This is a genomic window from Luteimonas sp. MC1825 (assembly GCF_014764385.1).
Classification (GTDB): domain Bacteria; phylum Pseudomonadota; class Gammaproteobacteria; order Xanthomonadales; family Xanthomonadaceae; genus Luteimonas.
Genome location: NZ_CP061714.1, coordinates 2,846,248 through 2,866,538 on the forward strand (window position 1 = coordinate 2,846,248; position 20,291 = coordinate 2,866,538).

The following is a 20,291-nucleotide window of genomic DNA, read 5'->3' on the forward strand; positions in this document are numbered from 1 at the left end:
GTTTACGGGTTCGCCGCCTCATCGCCGATTCATCGCCGCGCGCATAGCCTGACGGCCTGCGCGACGCGGTCGACATCGTGCGTCGCCCGCCGCATCCTCGTGCCATCCCTTTCCGGAGTCCGCCATGTCCGCCACGCGTAACCAGCTCCGCTTGCCCGCGCTTGCCGCCGCGCTCGCGCTCGCCCTCGTCGCCGCGCCCGCCGTTGCCGGGCCGGACCAGGATGCGCGCGCGCTGAACGCCGTGCGCGTGCTGACCGACATCCAGCAGATCCCGGAGTCGGGGATCCCGGACAAGCTGTTCGACGAGGCCCGCGCGATCGTGGTGGTGCCCGACACCATCAAGGCCGGCCTGGTGCTCGGCGGCCGCCGCGGCCGCGGGCTGATGTCGGTCAAGAATCCCGACGGCACCTGGTCCAACCCGAGCTTCGTGACCCTCACCGGCGGCAGCATCGGCTTCCAGGCCGGCGTGCAGTCGGCCGACGTGGTGCTGGTGTTCCGCAGCGACCGCGGCCTGGAATCGATCGTCAACGGCAAGTTCACCCTCGGCGCCGACGCCGCGGTGGCTGCCGGCCCGCTCGGCCGCAATGCCTCCACCGCCACCGACGGCGAACTCAAGGCCGAGATCTGGTCGTGGTCGCGCGCGCGCGGCCTGTTCGCCGGCGTGGCGCTCGACGGCGCGGTGCTGTCGATCGACGACTCCGCCAACGAGTCCGTCTACGGCCGCGACACCACGCCGCGGATGATCTTCGAGGGCCGTGCCAGGGGCCAGCCGTCGGCCGCGGTCGTGGATTTCCGCGACCGCCTGGAAGAAGCCACCGCGCTGGCGCGCAGCAACCGCGGCACGACCGCGGGCGCGCCCCGCACGGCCCCGGCCACCCTGCCGGCCGCTGCCGGCACCGCGGTGGTCGACACCCGGCCCATCGACGCGGGCAACACGCTGGCGGCGCCTTCCGCGTTCGAACCGGTCGAGGACAGCCCGGTGCTTGCCGAGCCGCTGCCCGAATCGCTGCCCGAGCCGCTCCCCGAACCGGGCTGGTGAGCGCGCACGCCCCGCCGGCACGCGTCGCGCGGGGCGTCTTGTTATCCTGAGCGCCCGACGCATTCCAGGTAGAGCAGCATGGGCAGTTTCAGCATCTGGCATTGGATCATCGTGCTGGTGGTCGTGCTGCTGATCTTCGGCACCAAGCGCCTGCGCGGCGCCGGCCGCGACCTGGGCGAAGCGGTGAAGGGCTTCAAGAAGGGCATGTCCGACGACGACGACAAGCCGGCCGGCCAGCTCGGCGACCAGTCGCGCCCGAGTGACCAGTCGCGCGAAAGCGACAAGGCCCCCGACCAGCACGACGACAGCGTCAAGCGCTGAGCCCCCGGGCCGGCGCTTCGCGAACGCACACATGTTCGACCTCGGCTTTGGCGAGTTGCTGCTGATCGCAGTGGTCGCCCTGGTGGTCCTCGGCCCCGAACGGCTGCCCAAGGCGGCGCGCTTCGCCGGGCTATGGGTGCGCCGTGCGCGTGCGCAGTGGTATTCGGTGAAGTCCGAACTCGAGCGCGAACTCGCCGCCGAGGAGCTGAAACGCAGCATCCACGAGACCCGCGAAGCCGCGGGCAGCCTGCGCGACCGCGTGCGCGCCGGCGGCGACGAGATGCAGCGCGATTTCGAACGCATGCGCGATGAAGTCAGCGACGCGATCGAGCCGTGGGCACACCCCGCAGCGCCCGCTGCGGCGGCCGACGCGGACCCGGAGCCGGCGGATGCGCACGGGCCCGCACGCGACGTCGCCCACGACGCGCCGGTGCGCGGAGACGACGCGTCGGATCCGGGCGCCAGCAACGGCGACGCGCCCCCTGCCGCGGGAGACGCGCATGTCCGCGGAGACCGATAGCGGCGAAAGCCAGCTGTTCGACCACCTGCTGGAGCTGCGTGCGCGCATCATCCGCGGACTGATGGGGCTGGGCGTGGCGCTGCTGGCCATGCTGCCGTTCGCCAACCGCCTGTATGCGTGGCTGGCGCAGCCGCTGATCGACAAGCTGCCCGAAGGCGCGCACCTGATCGCGGTCGAAGTCGCCTCGCCGTTCTTCGCTCCCCTCAAGCTCGCGTTCTTCGCCGCGCTGGTGGTGAGCATGCCGTGGCTGCTGTACCAGGCCTGGGCGTTCGTGGCGCCGGGTCTGTACCGCCGCGAGAAGCGCCTGGCGCTGCCGCTGCTCGCGACGTCCCTGCTGCTGTTCTATACCGGCTGCGCGTTCGCGTTCTTCGTGGTGCTGCCGTCGGTGTTCAGCTTCCTCACCGCGGTGACGCCCGAGGGCGTGGCGATGATGACCGACATCAACGCCTACCTCGATTTCGTGCTGGTGATCTTCCTGGCGTTCGGCATCAGCTTCGAGCTGCCGGTGGCGCTGGTGATCCTGGTGCTGCTGGGCTGGGTGACGCCGGCGCAGCTGCGCGAGTCGCGCGGCTACGCGATCGTCGGCATCTTCGTGCTGGCGGCGGTGATCACCCCGCCGGACGTGATCTCGCAGCTGATGCTGGCGATCCCGATGTGCCTGCTGTACGAGGCGGGGATCCTGGCGGCGCGCGCGGTGTCGCGACGCGCGCCCGCGGCGGGCGACGGCAGCGGCTGATGCGACCCGCCGGCTTCTGGCGGCGCGCCGCGGCGTGGAGCCTGGATGCCGCGCTGGTCGCGTTGCCGGTGCTGGGCGTTGTCTGGAACCCGCTGCGGCGTTCGATCGGCGCGCTCGGCGCCGCGACCGACACGCTGCTCGAAGCCACCGCCCTGCGCATGGCCGACGCGCTGCAGACCCTGGAGTCGCCGCTTGCGCTGGCCCAGGGCTGGTTGCGCGACCCGGAACTGCTGGCCGCGGCACACGGGGTGGAGTCGGCCCTGTCGGCGATGCTGCTGCCGCCGCTGGCGGCGTTCGTGGTCGCCTGGCTGGCGTGGTGCGTCGGCTTCGAGCGCACGCCCTGGCAGGCGACGCCCGGCAAGCGCGCGCTCGGCCTGCGCGTGGTGGATGCGGCGGGCCAGCCGCCGGGCATCATGTCCCTGCTGGTGCGCTTCCTCGCCGGCGGCCTGTCCTGGCTCACGCTCAACCTCGGCCATCTGCTGGCGGCGCTGCCGCCGCGCCATGCCGCGCTGCACGACCGCATCAGCCGGACGCGCGTGTGCCTGGCCGACGACGCACCGGCGCGCATGCCCGGTTGGGCAGGCGCATGGCTGTGGTTGCTCGCGGCCGCGACGCTCGCGGCAAATATCTGGCTGGTCTCGGCGGCGGGTGGCGTGCTGCGCGCCGCGCTGCAGCGCGCGCCGGGTTGAGCCGGCGGGTCAGGCGGCGACTTCGTGCCCGCCGCCGGCCGCCGTGTCCACGCCGCCACCGCAGATGTCGCGCCACATCGCATAGATCACGCCGAACATCACCACGTACAGCGCGACCATCGCCGCGAAATACAGCGGTGCCGCCAGCACCATGCCCAGCGCCGGATTGATGAACGAACCCAGCGCCATGAGCAGGGCCACGCCCAGCGCCAGCACGAACAGGGCGATCAGCCCGGCCAACAGCACCGCCACGGTCAGCACCAGCAGCGGCAACAGGTTCTTCAGCGCGCCCAGCAGGCCATCGGCCAGCGACTGGCCCACGCCCGCGCGGCCCAGCGCGGCCTGGCCCAGGGCGAGCGAGTACACGCCGTTGAAGAACACCCCAACGATGAACAGCAGCGCGAACAGCGTGCCGGTGCCGCTGGGCAGCGCCGGGATCACCGGTGCCTCGCCCGGCTCCGCCGACTCCAGCGCCTGCATCACCACCGCCATCTCGGCGAAGAAGTCGCCGCCGAACGCCAGCGCGATGGCACCGAACAGCAGCAGGCCGAGCACGAGCACCAGCAGCAGCACCCCGATCACCCGGCCCGCGCCCTGGCCCGCCTGGAAGATCTGGAAGATCGAGGTGGCGTGCACCGGCGCGCCGGACTCGTTGGCGTGCAGCAGGCGCAGGTAGCCGGCGAAGAGCGGGCCCATGACCAGCAGCGAATACAGCACCGAAAAGCCGAGCAGCCCCACGGTCGCCGTCGCGCTGACCGCTCCCATGCCACCCTGCACCACGATCTGCACCAGGGTGGGCACCAGCGCGACCAGCATCAGCAGCCCGGCGCCGCCGAACACCGCCTTCGGATTGCCACCCCCCTGGTTGATCGCCTGCTTCAGCCAGCCGAAACCCGCAATCGGGCCCATCGCGCGCGTGGTCATGCCTTTCCCCGTTCCCAGCGTATCCGTGGCGGTCGCCACGCAGGCGACATTCTACTGGACGGCCGCCTGCCCGACGGCCCCGCCGCGCCGCGCGTGGCGCACGAAGCGACGCAGCACGTCGCGCGCGCGCGGTGCCGCCCTGACCGCGTCGCGCACCGCCACCGGGTCGTGGCCCTCGCCGGCCAGCGCATCGCGGCGGGCATGGATGTAGCCGCGCATGTGGGTGCCGCTGAACTCGGGGTGGAACTGCACGCCCCAGGCCGCATCGCCCCAGCGGAACGCGTGGCAATCGTCGAGCGCGGACGCCGCCAGCACGGTGGCGCCGTCGGGCGGCGCCAGCACGCTCTGCAGGTGCGTGGCCTGGGCGAGGATGGTCGGCGGCAGGCCCGCGAACAGCGGGTCGTCCGCCGCCTGCGGGTGCAGGTCCACGGCCACGGTGCCCATCTCGCGGCCGCGCGGGTTGTCGCCGACCGCGCCGCCCAGCGCGTGCGCCAGCAGCTGGTGGCCATAGCAGATGCCGAACACCGGGGTACCGGCGCGCGCCGCGGTGCCCAGCCAGTCGGCGCTGCGCTCGCTCCAGTCCTCGCGGTCGCTGACCATCGCGCCGGACCCGGTGACCAGGATCCCGGCAAAGCCGCGGTGCGACGGCGGCGTGGCGCCGGCCTGCACGTCGACCACCGTCACTTCGCCGGGCGCGAGCCCCGCCGCGGTGCGGATCCAGTGCGGGAAGCGGCCGTGGCGGCGCATCGACGCGACCGGGCGGCCGGTCTCGAGGACCAGGAAGGGGGCGTGGCGGCGACTCATCGGCATTGATCCATGGACACGCCGCTACTCGCGCGGCGGCAGCACCGAGACGACCTCGGCAATCGTGGTGAGGCCCTGCGCGACCTTCTCGGCGCCGGCCATGCGCAGCGTGCGCAGGCCTTCCGCGGCACCCGCGCGGGCGAAGCCGGCGAGATCCATGTCGGCGCTGATCTTCGCGCGCAGGGCGGGTGACACCGGCATCAGTTCGTACAGGCCAACCCGGCCGTAGTAGCCGGTGTTGCGGCATTCCAGGCAGCCGACCGGGCCGAACGGCGTGCCCTCGGGGATGCGCGCACCCTCGCCGAGCAGCGCGCGCCAGTCGTCCGCAGGCACCTCCGCCGGCGCCTTGCAGTGCGGGCACAGCGTGCGCACCAGGCGCTGCGCCAGCACGCCGTTGAGCGTGGACGCGATCAGGTAATGCGGCAGGCCGAGGTCGAGCAGGCGCGTGACCGCCGAGGGCGCATCGTTGGTGTGCAGCGTGGACAGCACCAGGTGGCCGGTCAGCGAGGCCTGCACCGCCATCTGCGCGGTGTCGAGGTCGCGGATCTCGCCGATCATGATGATGTCCGGGTCCTGGCGCAGCAGCGTGCGCACGCCCTGCGCGAAGCCCAGGTCGATGGCGTTGTGCACCTGCATCTGGTTGAGCTCGGGCGCGATCATCTCGATCGGGTCCTCGACGGTGCACACGTTGAGGTCCGGCGTGGCGAGGCGCTTGAGCGTCGAGTACAGCGTGGTGGTCTTGCCCGAGCCGGTCGGGCCGGTGACCAGCACGATGCCGTGCGGACGGGTGGTGAGGTCGTTCCAGGCCGCGGCCTCGCCGGCGTCGAAACCCAGCGCCTCGAGCGGCTTGAACGCGGTATCGGGGTCGAAGATGCGCAGCACGCACTTCTCGCCGAACGCGGTGGGCATGGTGGAGAGGCGCATCTCGACCTCGCGCCCGCCCGGCGAGCGCGTCTTGATGCGCCCGTCCTGCGGGCGCCGGCGCTCGGCCAGGTCCATGCGCCCGAGCACCTTGACCCGGCTCACCACGCCCACCATCACCGGCGGCGGCAGTTCGAACACCTTGTGCAGCATGCCGTCGATGCGGAACCGCACCTGGCTGGCCTCGCGCCGCGGCTCGAGGTGGATGTCGCTGGCGCGCTGCTCGTAGGCGTACTGCAGCAGCCAGTCGACGATGTGCACCACGTGCTGGTCGTCGGCGTTGACGTCGCCCGCGCGGCCCAACTCGACCAGCTGCTCGAAGCTCGGCAGCCCGGCGTCGCCACCCTCGCGGTTGTCGCGCGCGCCGCGCACCGAGCGCGTGACGCCGTGGAACTCCATCGCATAGCGGCCGATGTCGAGCGGGTTGGCGACCACCAGCGAGACTTCGCGGCGCAGCAGGCGTTGCAGGTCCGGCAACCAGGCGGTATCCAGCGGCTCGCTGGTCGCGAGCACCGCGTGTGTCGGGGTGACTTCGACGGCAAGGATGCGGTGGCGCCGCGCGTAGGCCTGCGATACCAGCGCCGTGGTCACCGCCACGTCGACGCGGGTCGGATCGATGCGCAGGTAGGGCAGCCCACACACACCGGCCAGCCACTGCGACAGCCGTTCGAGGCTGAGGTCGGTCCCCACCGGCACGCGCGCGGGCAGCTTGAGGTTGGCGAGCAGCACCAGCGGATGGATGCCGTCCAGCGCGCGCGCCTGGCGCGACGCGGTGCGCGCGCGCTCGGCATCGTTCTCCGCAAGCAGGCCGTCGGCGACCAGCGCGGCAAGCACCGGCTCCAGTGCCAGGCGCCCCTGCGGCAGGCGTGCGGGCGAGGGCGTGGCGGCGTGTTCGCGAAAGGGAGAAGGCGGCTGCAACATCGCTCCGGCATCCGCATGGGGGCGTGCGGGGGCGCCGCTATACTAGCGCGCCCCGCCACGCGGCCTTTCCACGGGCACCGAACGCGCATGACCGCACCGACCTTCCAGCAGCTGATCCAGCGGCTCAACGAATTCTGGGCCGCGCAGGGCTGCGTGCTGATCCAGCCGCTCGACCTGGAGGTGGGTGCCGGCACCTTCCATCCCGCGACCTTCCTGCGCTCGCTGGGCCCGGAGCCGTGGAATGCCGCCTACGTGCAGCCCTGCCGCCGCCCCACCGACGGCCGCTATGGCGAGAATCCCAACCGCCTGCAGCGCTACTACCAGTACCAGGTGGCGATGAAGCCCAGCCCCGACAACATCGTCGAGCTGTACTTCGACTCGCTGAAGAGCCTGGGCGTGGACCCGCTGGTGCACGACCTGCGCCTGGTCGAGGACAACTGGGAGTCGCCGACGCTGGGTGCCTGGGGCCTCGGTTGGGAAGTCTGGCTCAACGGCATGGAAGTCACCCAGTTCACCTGGTTCCAGCAGGCGGGTGGCATGGAGTGCCGGCCGGTGCTCGGCGAGATCACCTACGGCCTCGAGCGCCTGTGCATGTACCTGCAGAACGTCGACAACGTGTTCGACATCGTGTGGACGCACGGCCCCGACGGCACGCCGGTGACCTACCGCGATGTGTACCACCAGAACGAAGTCGAGCAGAGCACCTACAACTTCGAACACGCCGACGTCGCCGAGCTGTTCCACCGCTTCGACGCCTGCGAGGCCGAGGCACTGAAGCTGGTCGCGCTGGACCTGCCGCTGCCGGCCTACGAGCAGGCGATGAAAGCCAGCCACAGCTTCAACATGCTCGACGCGCGCCGCGCGATCGGCGTCACCGAGCGCCAGCGCTACATCCTGCGCGTGCGCCGGCTGTCGCAGGCGGTGGCCGAGAGCTACCACGCACAGCGCGAGAAGCTGGGCTTCCCGGACCTCAAGCAGGCCCCGGCTTCGGCCGCCTGACGCACCAAGGCACAGCAATGACCGATACCGCACCGCTGCTCATCGAACTCGGCACCGACGAACTCCCGGTCGCCGCACTGCCCGGCCTCGCGCAGGCGTTCCTCGCCGGCGTGCAGGATGCGCTCACGCGCCGCGGCATCGCGTTCACGGCCGGCGCGCGCCCGCTGTACTCGCCGCGGCGCATCGCCGCACTGCTCGACGGCGTGGCCGTGCTGCAGCCGGAACAGGCCAGCGAGGTGCCGGGACCGTACCTCAACATCGCGCTCGACGCCGACGGCCAGCCGACGCGCGCGTTGCAGGGCTTCGCGCAGAAGGCCGGCGTCGACTGGACCGCGCTCGAGCGCACCAGCGACCAGAAGGGCGAGCGTTTCGTGCACCGCGCGGTCACGCCCGGCGCGGCCACCCGCGACCTGCTGCCCGCGGTGCTCGCCGACGCCCTCGCCGCGATGCCGATCCCCAAGCCGATGCGCTGGGGCGCGCATGGCCACGCGTTCGCGCGCCCGGTGCACTGGCTGGTGGTGCTGCTCGGCGACGCGGTGGTGCCCGCCCAGGCCTTCGGCATCGATGCCGACCGCATGAGCCGCGGCCACCGTTTCATGCATGACCGGCCGGTGTGGATCGGCCAGCCGGGCGACTACGTCGACGCCATGCGCGCGGCCAAAGTGCTGGTGGACCCGGTGGAGCGCCGCGCGCGCATCGTTGCCGAGGTCGAGGCCGCGGCCACGGCGGCCGGCGGCCGCGCGCGCATCGAGCCCGGCAACCTCGCCGAGGTGGAATGCCTGGTGGAGTGGCCCAAGGCGGTCGCGTGCTCGTTCGACGCCGGGTTCCTGGCGGTGCCGCATGAGGCGCTGATCGCGACCATGGAAGCCAACCAGAAGTTCTTTCCGGTGCTCGACGCCGATGGCCGGCTCGGCGAGCACTTCATCGGCATCGCCAACATCGAATCGAAGGACGAGGCCGAGATCCGCAAGGGATACGAGCGCGTGATCCGCCCGCGCTTCGCCGACGCGCGGTTCTTCTTCGTCGAGGACATGAAGCAGGGCCTGGCGTCGATGAATGCCGGCCTCGCGGGCGTGACCTTCCAGGCGCGGCTGGGCAGCGTGGCCGACAAGGCCGCGCGCGTGGCGGCGCTGGCGCGCGACATCGCGCGCCCGGTGGGCGTGGATCCGGATCTGGCGGCACGCGCGGCGCTGCTGTCCAAGGCCGACCTGCAGTCGCGCATGGTCAACGAGTTCCCCGAGCTGCAGGGCATCGCCGGCCGCTACTACGCGATGCAGGACGCCTCGCTCGACGACCTCGCGCACGACGATCGCCTCGCGCTCGCGCATGCCATCGACGAGGCCTGGCAGCCGCGCCATGCCGGTGACGCCATCGCGCCGTCCGCGGCCGGCCGGGTGCTGGCCATCGCCGAGCGCCTCGACACCCTGGCTGGCGGCTTTGCCGCGGGCCTGAAGCCGACCGGCAACAAGGATCCCTTCGCCCTGCGCCGCGCCGCGCTGGGCCTGGCGCGTACCGTCATCGAAAGCGGGCTGGAGCTCGACCTGCCGGCGCTGGCCGCGCTCGCGGCGCGCCACGTGGTCGACGGCATGGCGGCGGTCGATGCCGCGCAGCTCGCCGCCAAAGCCGACGCCGGTGGCGACGCGGCCAAGGCCGGCAAACCCGCCGCGCCACCACCGGCGCCGGACGCGCTGGCCACGGAGCTCTACGACTTCATCCTCGAGCGCCTGCGCGGCTACTACGCCGACCGCGGCGTGCCGCCGCAGCACTTCGCCGCGGTGGCCGAGCTGCGCCCGGCATCGCTGCGTGACTTCGACCGCCGCATCGCCGCCATCGGCACGTTCGCGGCACTGCCCGAGGCCGAGGCGCTGGCCGCGGCCAACAAGCGCATCGGCAACATCCTGAAGAAGGCCGAGGGCACCCGCCCCGACCAGGTCGATGCGTCGCTGCTCGCCGAGCCCGCCGAGCGCGCGCTGGCCGAAGCGGTCGCCGAAGCCGAGGCCGACACCGCGCCAGCACTGGCCACCGGCGACTACGTCGCGGCACTGGAGCGCCTGGCGCGCCTGCGCCCCCAGGTGGACGCGTTCTTCGACGAGGTGATGGTGAACGTCGACGACACCGCGCTGCGCGACAACCGCCTCGCCCTGCTTGGCCGCCTGTCGGCGCGCCTGGGCGCGGTGGCCGCGATCGAGCATCTGTCGAGCTGACGCCCGGCGCCGTTAATCGTGGCTTGACGCCGGACCGGTATCCTCGCGCGATGCATCCAGCCTCCCGCGCCGCCATCGCCGTCTTCCTGTTGTCGATCGGCGGCCTTGCGCATGCGGTGAAGGTGTCGTCGGTGGAGATCCGCGGCCTGGACGAGGAGCTCGAGGACAACGTGCGCACGGCGCTGTCGCTGGGCGGCGCGATCGGCAGCGACGTCACGGCGCGGCGCCTCGGCTACATGCTGCGCGCCGCGGGCGACGAGACGCGCGAGGCGCTGGAGCCATTCGGTTACTACTCGCCGCGGATCGTGGTGGAACGCGAGCGCGACGGCGCCCGCCGGGTGGTGCTGGATACCGCCGCCCCGCCCGAAGACGAGGCCGAGAGCGTGGCCACGGTGGCGCGCGAGGTGCGCGCCGGCGATGGGGCCGGCGCGGACAGCCGCGGCCCGGTCGCGGTGGTGATCACCGTGGAACCGGGCGAGCCGGTGCGCGTGCGCCGCGCCGACATCGCCATCCTTGGCGAGGGCCACGACGACCGCTACCTGGAAGAGGAGCTCGACGCCTTCCTGCCGCGGGAGGGCTCGATCTTCCACCACCCGACCTACGAATCCAGCAAGACGCGCATCAGCCGCCGCCTCGCCGAGCGCGGCTACTTCGACGCCGACTTCTCCGCGCGCCGCGTGGAGGTCACCCGCGCCGATCACGCCGCCGACATCGAACTGGTGTGGACCAGCGGCGCGCGCTACGACATGGGCGCGACGCGTTTCCTGCAGCAGCCCAGGGCGGTGGTGCGCAACGACCTGCTCGAGCGCCTGATGTACTGGAACGAGGGCGACTACTACCACCAGGGCCGCCTCGACCGGCTGCGCACCTCGCTGGCGCGGCTGGACTACTTCAGCCGCATCGACATCCAGCCGCGCATCGAGGAAGCGGTGGATGGCGCGGTGCCGGTGGACGTGGTGCTCACGCCCGCCAAGCGCGACGTGTACACGGCCGGCCTGTCCTACGGCACCGACAGCGGCCCGGGCGTGCGCCTCGGCCTGGAGCGCCGCTACGTCAACGACCGCGGCCACAAGGCGCTGGCGCAGCTCGACTACGCGCGCAAGCGCAAGACGCTGACCCTGCAGTACCGCATCCCGGCCTTCCTTTGGCTTGACGGCTGGTACACCGCCAGCCTGCAGGCCGCCGACGAGCAGACCGACTACATCGACACCCGTCGCGTCGAGTTCGTGGCCAGCCGCAGCGGCCAGTACAACCGCAACCTCAACCTGGTCGCCGCGGTGCACGCACTGCGCGAGCGCTGGGCGTACGAATACGAGGACGACAACGATCCCGGCACGCCGGCGCTGTACCGCTACGCCACCTTTACCTATCCCTCGCTGCGCGCCAGCTACGTCGACCTCGACGACCCGCTGTTCCCGCGCAGCGGCTACAGCGGCCACCTGCTGCTGCGCGGCGGCGCCGAGGGCCTCGGCTCGGAGGCGAGCTTCGCCCAGGTGCACGCGCGCGGGCACTGGTACCTGGGGTTCGGCGACCTCGACCGCCTGATCCTGCGCGGCGAGTTCGGCCAGACGTCGACCAGCGCGCTGGTCGACATGCCGCCGAGCCTGCGCTTCTACGCCGGCGGCGACGGCAGCGTCCGTGGCTACGAATGGCGCGAGGTCGGCCCGCGCGTGGTCGATGCCGATGACGACAGCTTCGCGCTCGGCGCGCGCCACGTGTTCACCGCGAGCGCGGAATACGAGCACTATTTCCGCGGCAGCTGGGGCGTGGCCGCGTTCGTCGACGCCGGCAGCGCCTACGACAGCTCACCCGACATCCGCACCGGCGTCGGCATCGGCCTGCGCTGGCGCTCGCCGGTCGGGCCGCTCCGCCTGGACATCGCACGCGGCCTCGACGATCCGGACTCACCCTTCACCCTGCACCTCAACATCGGCGCGGACCTGTAGCCATGGCGCAGGCACCCGACGTGACCGGCGAGGACCGCGAGGCGCGCATCGCCGGACTGCGCGCGCGCCGCCGCGCGCGGATGCGCGTGCTGGCACGGCGCAGTGCAATCGGCACCGCGGCGCTGGTGGTGCTGCTGCTGGTGGCGGGGTACTGGCTGCTGTCCACGTTCGGCGGCCGTGATTTCCTGCTCGCCCAGGTGGTGGCGCGATTGCCGGCCGGCACCACGCTCGCCTGGCGCGCGGCCGAGGGCCCGGCATCCGGCCCGCTGACCATGCATGACGTGGTGTTCGAGCAGCTGGTCTGCCCGGACATGGACGGCGAACAGGTGCCCTACGGCGGCTGCGCTGCGCCACGCGCGCTGCGCTTCAGCGCGCGCCGGGTCACCCTGGACCCCGACATCCGCCCGCTGCTCGGGCGCCTGCTGCGCCTCGACCGGCTGGAAGTCGAGGACGCGGTGCTGGAACTGCCGCCGGCTGTCGACGAGCCGTTTTCGTTGCCGCAGTGGCCCGAGGTGTTGCCGCAGGTCAATCCGCCGATCGGACTGCAGGCGGACGCGATCGCGGTCGACGGCTTCCGCGTGCTGCGCGGCGGCGAGGCGCTGGTCGACGTCGCCACGCTGCGCGGCAGCCTGGATGCACGGCGCGGCGCGCTCAAGCTGGGCGACGTGGTGGTGGAGAGCGACCGCGGCCGCTTCGCCGCCAGCGGCGAGTACGCGCCGGGCGACGACTACCGCATGGATCTGACCGCGTCCGCGCTGCTGCCGGCACCCGCCGGCCGCACCCGGCCGCGCTTCGGGCTGGTGGCACGCGGCGACGTGGCGGCGCTCGACATCGCGCTGACCGGACACGCCCCGGCACCGCTGCGCGCGCGCCTCACCCTGCGCGGCGCCGGTGCGCCGCGCTGGTCGCTGGCCGCGGCCAGCGAGCAGCTCGACCTGGCGCTGCTCACCGGCACCGGCAGCAGCGCCACGCCGCTGTCGTTCGACCTGCGCGCCGACGGTACCGGCGGCTCGGCCACGCTGCAGGGGCGGCTGGCGCAGGGCACGCTGCGCGCCGTGCTGCAGCCGTCGCAGTTGCGCCTCGAGGAGCAGGTGCTGGCGTTCGAGCCGCTGGTGCTGGACGTGTTCGACGGCCGCGTCACCGTTACCGGCCGCGGCGACTTCAAGGACCCGCGGGCGGCGACGTTCCGCTACGCGGTGATCGCGCGCGGCCTGTCGTGGGCGCCGACACCCGAAGCCGGCGCCAGCGCCGACCCCGCGGCCACCGTGCGCGGCGATGCCGACTTCGGCATCGCCGGGCGCAGCGATGCCTGGGCGCTGACAGGTACCGCGGCGCTGCAACGCGGCACGCAGTCCGCCGGGCTGGAGCTCAAGGGCCGCGGCGATCACGCCCACCTGCAGCTGCAGACGCTGCGCGCGAGCATGCCCGGCGGACGCCTCGACGGCACTGGCGACCTGACATGGGCACCGGCACTGGGCTGGACGCTGGACGCCACCCTCGCCGGCTTCGACCCCGGCTACTTCATGCCGGCCTTCGACGGCGCCATCGACGGGCGCATCGCCAGCACCGGCACCACCCGCGGCGATGGTGGCCTTGACATCACCGTCGACGCCCGCGACCTCGGCGGCCAGCTGCGCGGCCGTCGCCTGGCCGGCAACGCGCGCTTCGCGATGCAGGGCGCGGCGAGCGCCGCCGCCGAGGCACGCTATGAAGGCGAGGCCGCGCTGACCGTCGGCGCCAGCCGCATCGACGCCAGCGGCCGCCTCACCGACACCATCACCGTCGACGGCGCGCTCAGCCCGCTGCGGCTCGACGACCTGCTGCCCGGTGCGTCCGGCGAGCTGCGCGGCACGTTCGCCGTCAATGGCGCGCGCACCGCGCCGGACATCCGCGCCGACCTGACCGGTACCGGCCTGCGCCACGGCGACTACCGCGCCGACCGCCTGCGCCTGCAGGGCCAGCTGCCCTGGCGCGGCGGTGGTGGCGAACTCGCCATCGATGCCGGCGGGCTGCAGGCCGGCATCGCGTTCGACACCCTCGCGGTGCGCGCGCGCGGCGCGGTCGAAGACCTCGAGCTCGACGCCGAAGCACAGGGCGAGATCGGTCGCATCACGCTGGCCGGCAGCGCGCAGCGCGCGGGCAGCGGCCAGTGGCGCGGCGCGCTGGCATCGCTGGATGCCGCGCCGGCACGTGGTGCCAGCTGGCGCCTGCAGGCGCCGGCGACGTTCGCGCAGGCCGGCAGTGGCTGGACGCTGTCGCGCACCTGCCTGGCCTCCACGGCCGGCGGCAACCTGTGCGCCAGCGCCGACTGGCCACGCCAGGGGCTGGCGGTCAGCGGCGAAGGCCTGCCGCTGGCGCTGGCGCTGCCGTACCTGCCGGAGCAGGACAACGGCCGCCCCTGGGCGCTGGACGGCAACGTCGACCTCGACGGCCGCCTGCGTCCGGCAGGCCGCGCCTGGCAGGGCCATGTCGACCTCACCTCGGCCAGCGGCGCGCTGCGCACGCGGCCGGGCGCGCGGCGCAGCGTGCTGTCGTACGAGCGCCTGGCGCTGGCGGCGACGTTCGACGCCAACCGCATCGACGCCACGCTCGGCAGCGCGTTCAACGGCGACGGTCGCATCGACGCGCGCCTGCGCACCGGCTGGGACGCCTATGCGCCGCTCGACGGCGAGATCGCGCTGGCCACCAGCGAGCTCACCTGGATGGAACTGTTCTCGCCCGACATCGTCTCGCCCACCGGCAGGCTGACCGCCGACATCCGCCTCGGCGGCACGCGTGCGCAGCCCGCGCTCGGCGGCCAGGCGGCGCTGAGCGGCTTCAACGCGGAGCTGCCGGCGCTCGCCATCGCGATCGTCGACGGCAGCGCGCGGCTGGATGCCCTGCCCGACGGCTCGGCGCGCATCACCGGCACGCTCGGCACCGGTGGCAGCGGGCGCCTGGCGATCGACGGCAGCCTCGGCTGGCGGAACGCGGACGCACCGCTGCTGCTGCGCGTGCGCGGCAACGACGTGCTGGTCTCCGACACACGCGACCTGCGCGCCGTCGCCAGCCCCGACATCGAAGTGCGCTACGCCGCGCGCCAGCCGCTGCGCGTCACCGGCACGGTGACCGTACCCAGCGCGCACATGGACCTGGAGCGCCTGAGCGACGGCGTCTCCACGTCGCCCGACGTGGTCATCCTCGACCCGGTGGACCCCGGGAAGGGCCCGGCGATGGCGATGGAACTCGACCTGTCGCTGGTGATGGGCGACGACGTGACGCTCAACGGCTTCGGCCTCGAAGGCACCCTCGACGGGCGCCTGCGCGTGCGCTCGCGCGCCGGCCGCGAAATGACCGGCGACGGCATGCTCGAGGTCGGTGGCCGCTACGAGGCCTACGGCCAGGAACTCGACATCACCCGCGGGCGACTGGAGTGGTCGAACACGCCGGTGGCCGACCCGGTGCTCGACATCCGCGCCGAGCGCCGCGTGGGCGAGGTGACCGCCGGCATCGACGTCGACGGCCGCGCCTCGGCGCCGCGCGCGCGGGTCTGGACCGATCCCGCCAGCGATGAAGCCGAAGCGCTCGCCTACCTTGCGCTGGGCCGGCCGCTGTCGAGCCTCAGCGGCAGCCAGGCGCGCGACCTCGACGCCGCCTCCGCCGCCCTCAACGCCGGCGGCAGCCTGCTGGCCTCGCAGCTGGGCAAGCAGATCGGCCTGGACGACGCCGGGGTGATGCAGTCGCGCGCGCTCGGCGGCAGCGTGCTGGGCGTGGGCAAGCAGCTGTCGCCGCGGCTGTACGTCGGCTTTGGCGTGTCACTGCTCGGCACCGGCCAGGTGCTGACGCTGAAGTACCTGCTGCGCCGCGGCTTCGACATCGAGATCGAATCGAGCACGCTGGAAAGCCGCGGCTCGATCAACTACCGCCACGAGCGCTGAGGCGAGACCCCGGCGCGACTGCCGCACGCGCGCTCAGCGTGCCAGCACGCGTGCCCCGCGCAGCTGCGCCACGCCGTCGACGACATCGGTCCACACCACGTGCGCCACGCCGTTGGCCACCTGCAGCTTCGGGAAGCCGGTGCCGCGGCCGCGGCCGGCGACCCGGGCCACCTGCAGGCGCTGGTATTCGGTGGCGAGGTCCGGCGAGCGGCGTGACAGCCACAGCGACTGGCCGTCGCCGTCCTCGCGCAGCCACAGCAGCCAGGCCTGGCCGTCGCCGAGCGCGACATCGACGCGGCCCTGCACCGCTTCGCCGCGGTCGAGTTCCACCGGTAGCGCGAACGTGGTGCCGGCATCATCGCTGTACGCGGCACGCACCTGCACCACGCCAGCGGGCGCGGTGTACCAGGCCACCACCGCCGAGTCGCCCTCGGCGGCGACCGCCGGGCCGTTGACCGGGCAGGCCGGCATGGTCCAGTCGTCGGCATGCACGCGCAGCGGGGTGATCCAGGCATCCCCGATCAGGCGCGTGGCCATGATGTCGCGCACCTCGCCCGCGGTGCGGCCGCGATAGACCAGCAGCGGTCCGCGCGCGGTCACCGCCACCGAAGTCTGGCAGCAGTCGCAGACGCTGGCGTCGATCTCCGTATCCAGGCTGCGGCGCAGCGTGGGGCCATAAACGGCGGCGCGCAGGGTCATCGCGCCTCCCGCGACCGCGCCGTGGGCATCGGCGTGGCCGGCGTCAACCGCGTCCCTGCCGGACGCGTCCCCGCCGGCGGCCGCCGCCGCGCTGTTGCGGCCATCCAGCCAGGCGATGCCGAGGCTGTCGGGCGACTGCGGCCACAGCGACACGAAGCCGTGCTCGCTGGCGGTGCCGTCGTCGTGCGGGCTGAACGGCGTGCTCCAGCGCATGCCGCCGTCGCGCGAGTTGCTGAGCGCCACGTCGTAGGCGTGCGGCGCCGTGCCGTTCTTCTGCAGCCAGTGCGCCCACAGCGTGCCGTCGGCGGTGGCGGTGATGTGCGGCGTGTCGGCCCAGTTGACGAACATGCTCTGGCCGATGGCGATGGTGACCGGCGCGGTCTGCCAGCGCAGGTCGCCGGGGTGGTAGCTGGAGAACTGGAGGATGTGGCGGCGCCCGGGCTGCGAGTTGGTCCACGCCAGCAGCAGGCGGCCATCGGCGGCGCGTGCGAGGTCCGGCAGCGCCGAGCCCGGCTGCGTCGCCGGCAGCGGCCAGTCTTCGACCACGCGCGCCACGGCGGGATCGATGCCCGACGACGGCGCGGCAGCGGCGGGAGCCTCGGCCCCGCCGCCACATCCGGCGGCAAGGCCCAGCACGGCAAGGGCGAGGATGGCGATGCGCATCACCGCAGCGTACCGTGGGCCGCACCATGTTCACCACCGTCGCCAGCTACAGCGATCCGCTCGAGGCGCACCTCGCCTGCGGGCTGCTGCAGGCCGAGGGCCTGGACGCGCGCCTGGACGACACCGGCACCGCGATCGCCAACTGGGAATGGCGGCTGGCGATCGGCGGCATGCGCCTGCGGGTGCCCGACGCGCAGGCGATCCACGCCCGGCGCGTGCTCGCCGAACTCGATGCCGGCGCCTACGCGCTCGACACCGCCGAAGACGAGGCCACCGACGCGGCCGAGGCGGCCGCCGACGACGCGCGCCTGCTGCCGCCCGACCGCGAATCGGTTTCCAGCCGCCTCGCCTGGGCGGCACTGATGCTGCTGGGCCTGCCGCTGCCGTGGCGCCGGCGCCGCGGCGCTGCCGACGAGGTCGTGCGCAAGGCCTGAGCGGCCGGCGCTGTCAACGGGTTACGCGCACCGGCGACGCGGGGGACAATCACCGGTCCGCGGCGCTGTGCAGCCGCTGCATGCAGGACACGACGCTGGACATCACGCCCGCGCTCGCGCGCAAGATCGCCGCCACCATCGCCGACGAGATCGGCGCCCGCCCCGCCCAGGTCGACGCCGCCACGGCGCTCCTCGACGGCGGCGCGACCGTGCCGTTCATCGCGCGCTACCGCAAGGAGGCCACCGAGGGCCTCGACGACACCCAGCTGCGCAACCTCGAAACGCGCCTGGCCTACCTGCGCGAGCTCGAGGAGCGGCGCGCGGCGATCCTGGCCAGCATCGACGAGCAGGGCAAGCTGGATGACGCGCTGCGCGCCGACATCGACGCCGCCGACAGCAAGGCGCGGCTCGAAGACCTCTACCTCCCGTACAAGCCCAAGCGCCGCACCCGCGCGCAGATCGCGCGCGAGGCCGGGCTTGAGCCGCTGGCCGACGGCCTGCTGGCCGACCCGACGCAGGTCCCGGAGGAGTTCGCGCTGCGCTTCGTCGATGCCGACAAGGGCATCGCCGATGCCAAGGCCGCGCTGGAAGGCGCGCGCGCAATCCTGATCGAACGCTGGGGCGAGGACGCGGCGCTGATCGGCGAGCTGCGCGAATGGCTGTCGACGCAAGGCGTGATCCGGTCGAAGGTGGCCGAGGGCAAGGAGGCGGCCGGCGAGAAGTTCCGCGACTACTTCGACCACGCCGAGCCGCTGGCAAAGATCCCCTCGCACCGCCTGCTGGCGCTGTTCCGCGGCCGCCGCGAGGAGTTCCTGCAGATCGAGCTGGAACCCGGCAGCGATGTCGAGGCCGGCAACGCCTACGCCGAGGGCCGCGTCGCGCTGCGCGCCGGCATCCGCGCCGCGGGCCGCGCCGCCGACGCCTGGCTGCTCAATGCCTGCCGCCTGGCGTGGCGCGCCAAGCTGCAGCTGCACCTGATGCTCGACCTGTTCGCGCAGGCGCGCGAGAAGGCCGAGGCCGAGGCGATCACCGTGTTCGGCGACAACCTCAAGGATCTGCTGCTGGCGGCGCCGGCCGGGCCGAAGGCGGTGCTCGGCATCGATCCGGGCATCCGCACCGGCTGCAAGATCGCGGTGGTCGATGCCACCGGCAAGCTGGTCGCCACCGACACGATCTATCCGCACGAGCCACGCAAGCAGTGGGACCAGTCGGTGCACGTGCTGCGCAAGCTGTGCGCCGAGCACGGCGTGCAGCTGGTCGCGATCGGCAACGGCACCGCCTCGCGCGAGACCGACCGCCTCGCCGCCGACGTCATCAAGGCCGCGCCGGAATTGAAGCTGCAGAAGATCGTGGTCAGCGAGGCCGGCGCGTCGGTGTATTCGGCATCGGAGACCGCGGCCCGTGAGTTCCCCGGCCTGGACGTGTCGATCCGCGGCGCGGTGTCGATCGCGCGGCGGCTGCAGGATCCGCTCGCCGAACTGGTCAAGATCGAGCCCAAGGCGATCGGCGTCGGCCAGTACCAGCACGACGTCGATCAGTACCGGCTGGCGCGCGCGCTGGATGCGCGCGTCGAGGACTGCGTGAACGCGGTCGGCGTGCACGTCAACACCGCCTCGGGTGCGCTGCTCGCGCGCGTCGCGGGGCTGTCGACCACGGTGGCCGACAACATCGTCGCGCACCGCGACGCCAACGGACCGTTCAAGCGCCGCAAGGACCTCTTGAAGGTGCCGCGCCTGGGCGAGAAGACCTTCGAGCAGTGCGCCGGCTTCCTGCGCATCGCCGACGGCGACGAACCGCTCGATGCCTCCGCCGTGCATCCCGAGGCGTATCCGGTGGTCGAGCGCATGGTGCAGGCCTGCGGCCGCGAGGTGAAGGCGCTGATCGGCGATGCCGCCTTCGTGCGCACGCTCAAGCCCGCGCAGTTCACCGACGCGCGCTTCGGCGAGCCGACCGTGCGCGACATCCTCGGCGAGCTGGAAAAGCCCGGCCGCGACCCGCGCCCGGAGTTCAAGGCGGCGACCTTCGCCGACGGCGTCGAGGACATCAAGGACCTGCGCGTGGGCATGATCCTCGAGGGCGTGGTGAGCAACGTCGCCGCGTTCGGTGCCTTCGTCGACATCGGCGTGCACCAGGACGGCCTGGTGCACATCTCGGCGCTGGCGGACCGTTACGTGAAGGACCCGCGCGAAGTGGTCAAGGCCGGCGACATCGTGAAAGTGAAGGTGCTGGAGGTCGATGTGGCCCGCAAGCGCATCGCGCTGACGCGGCGGCTGGATGATGCGCCGGCGCCGCGCGAGGAACGGCAGGACGCGCGCCGCGATGGCGGTGCCCGCGATCCCCGCTCGCGCACGGGCCCGCGCGGTGGTGGCGGACCTGGCAATGGCCCACGCAACGGCGGCGCGACGCGCGCGGATGCCCCGCCCGCGAACAGCGCGCTGGCCGACGCCTTCTCCCGCGCCAAGCGCGGCTGAGGATGGCGGATGCGCGCGTGCCGCATGCACGCGGCTGGCACGCCTTGTTCAGCGCTGCGCGGTCTTCGCCCCGGTGCCGCGTG

At 73.0% G+C, this 20,291-nt stretch carries 15 protein-coding genes; 11 read left to right on the top strand and 4 right to left on the bottom strand.

Features of this window, described 5'->3' with window-relative positions; translation table 11 throughout:
* Window positions 1-124 precede the first annotated feature (124 nt).
* The 5 genes from IDM46_RS13215 to IDM46_RS13235 all read left to right on the top strand — a co-directional run bounded on the left by IDM46_RS13215 (window position 125) and on the right by IDM46_RS13235 (window position 3,305).
* Window positions 125-1,039, top strand: a complete 915-nt coding sequence (locus IDM46_RS13215) for a lipid-binding SYLF domain-containing protein (protein ID WP_182824133.1) — start codon at window positions 125-127, stop codon at window positions 1,037-1,039.
* A gap of 78 nt (window positions 1,040-1,117) precedes the next feature.
* A complete protein-coding gene (gene tatA, locus IDM46_RS13220) occupies window positions 1,118-1,360 on the top strand; it encodes a Sec-independent protein translocase subunit TatA (protein WP_182824131.1) in 243 nt (80 codons plus the stop codon).
* A gap of 31 nt (window positions 1,361-1,391) precedes the next feature.
* Entirely contained in the window at window positions 1,392-1,880 is a 489-nt protein-coding gene (gene tatB, locus IDM46_RS13225) for a Sec-independent protein translocase protein TatB (RefSeq protein WP_185116027.1), read from the top strand.
* On the top strand, window positions 1,861-2,616 hold the full coding sequence (gene tatC / locus IDM46_RS13230) for a twin-arginine translocase subunit TatC (RefSeq protein ID WP_185116028.1): 756 nt from the start codon (window positions 1,861-1,863) through the stop codon (window positions 2,614-2,616). The genes tatB and tatC overlap by 20 nt, the downstream gene beginning before the upstream one ends.
* A complete protein-coding gene (locus IDM46_RS13235; protein WP_185116029.1) occupies window positions 2,616-3,305 on the top strand; it encodes an RDD family protein in 690 nt (229 codons plus the stop codon). The genes tatC and IDM46_RS13235 overlap by 1 nt, the downstream gene beginning before the upstream one ends.
* Window positions 3,306-3,314: 9 nt before the next feature.
* Here IDM46_RS13235 and IDM46_RS13240 read toward each other — a convergent pair whose 3' ends face one another.
* Genes IDM46_RS13240 through IDM46_RS13250 form a run of 3 tightly spaced genes read right to left on the bottom strand, consistent with a single transcriptional unit; the run spans window position 3,315 to window position 6,875 of the window.
* Window positions 3,315-4,229, bottom strand: coding sequence for a hypothetical protein (locus tag IDM46_RS13240; protein WP_185116030.1), 915 nt, complete (start codon window positions 4,227-4,229; stop codon window positions 3,315-3,317).
* A gap of 51 nt (window positions 4,230-4,280) precedes the next feature.
* Window positions 4,281-5,033: a glutamine amidotransferase gene (locus IDM46_RS13245; protein WP_185116031.1), complete on the bottom strand. Its 753-nt coding sequence runs from the start codon at window positions 5,031-5,033 to the stop codon at window positions 4,281-4,283.
* Between the two features lie 24 nt (window positions 5,034-5,057).
* Entirely contained in the window at window positions 5,058-6,875 is a 1,818-nt protein-coding gene (locus IDM46_RS13250; RefSeq protein WP_185116032.1) for a GspE/PulE family protein, read from the bottom strand.
* A gap of 87 nt (window positions 6,876-6,962) precedes the next feature.
* On the opposite strand from IDM46_RS13250, the gene glyQ reads away from it, so the two are divergent.
* The 4 genes from glyQ to IDM46_RS13270 are packed head-to-tail and all read left to right on the top strand — an operon-like array spanning window position 6,963 to window position 15,941.
* Window positions 6,963-7,874 (top strand): glycine--tRNA ligase subunit alpha, encoded by a 912-nt coding sequence (glyQ, locus tag IDM46_RS13255; protein ID WP_185116033.1) that lies wholly within the window; start codon window positions 6,963-6,965, stop codon window positions 7,872-7,874.
* 17 nt (window positions 7,875-7,891) lie between these two features.
* Window positions 7,892-10,078, top strand: a complete 2,187-nt coding sequence (gene glyS / locus IDM46_RS13260; RefSeq protein ID WP_185116034.1) for a glycine--tRNA ligase subunit beta — start codon at window positions 7,892-7,894, stop codon at window positions 10,076-10,078.
* Between the two features lie 50 nt (window positions 10,079-10,128).
* Entirely contained in the window at window positions 10,129-12,024 is a 1,896-nt protein-coding gene (locus tag IDM46_RS13265) for an autotransporter assembly complex family protein (protein WP_185116035.1), read from the top strand.
* Window positions 12,025-12,026: 2 nt separating this feature from the next.
* Window positions 12,027-15,941 (top strand): translocation/assembly module TamB domain-containing protein, encoded by a 3,915-nt coding sequence (locus IDM46_RS13270; RefSeq protein WP_185116036.1) that lies wholly within the window; start codon window positions 12,027-12,029, stop codon window positions 15,939-15,941.
* Window positions 15,942-15,974: 33 nt separating this feature from the next.
* Here IDM46_RS13270 and IDM46_RS13275 read toward each other — a convergent pair whose 3' ends face one another.
* Window positions 15,975-17,303: a hypothetical protein gene (locus tag IDM46_RS13275; RefSeq protein ID WP_185116037.1), complete on the bottom strand. Its 1,329-nt coding sequence runs from the start codon at window positions 17,301-17,303 to the stop codon at window positions 15,975-15,977.
* A gap of 26 nt (window positions 17,304-17,329) precedes the next feature.
* Between IDM46_RS13275 and IDM46_RS13280 the strand changes: the two genes are divergently transcribed.
* Window positions 17,330-17,737, top strand: coding sequence for a DUF2007 domain-containing protein (locus IDM46_RS13280; protein ID WP_221441893.1), 408 nt, complete (start codon window positions 17,330-17,332; stop codon window positions 17,735-17,737).
* 80 nt (window positions 17,738-17,817) lie between these two features.
* Window positions 17,818-20,208, top strand: a complete 2,391-nt coding sequence (locus IDM46_RS13285; RefSeq protein ID WP_185116038.1) for a Tex family protein — start codon at window positions 17,818-17,820, stop codon at window positions 20,206-20,208.
* The last annotated feature ends 83 nt before the right edge of the window (window positions 20,209-20,291 follow it).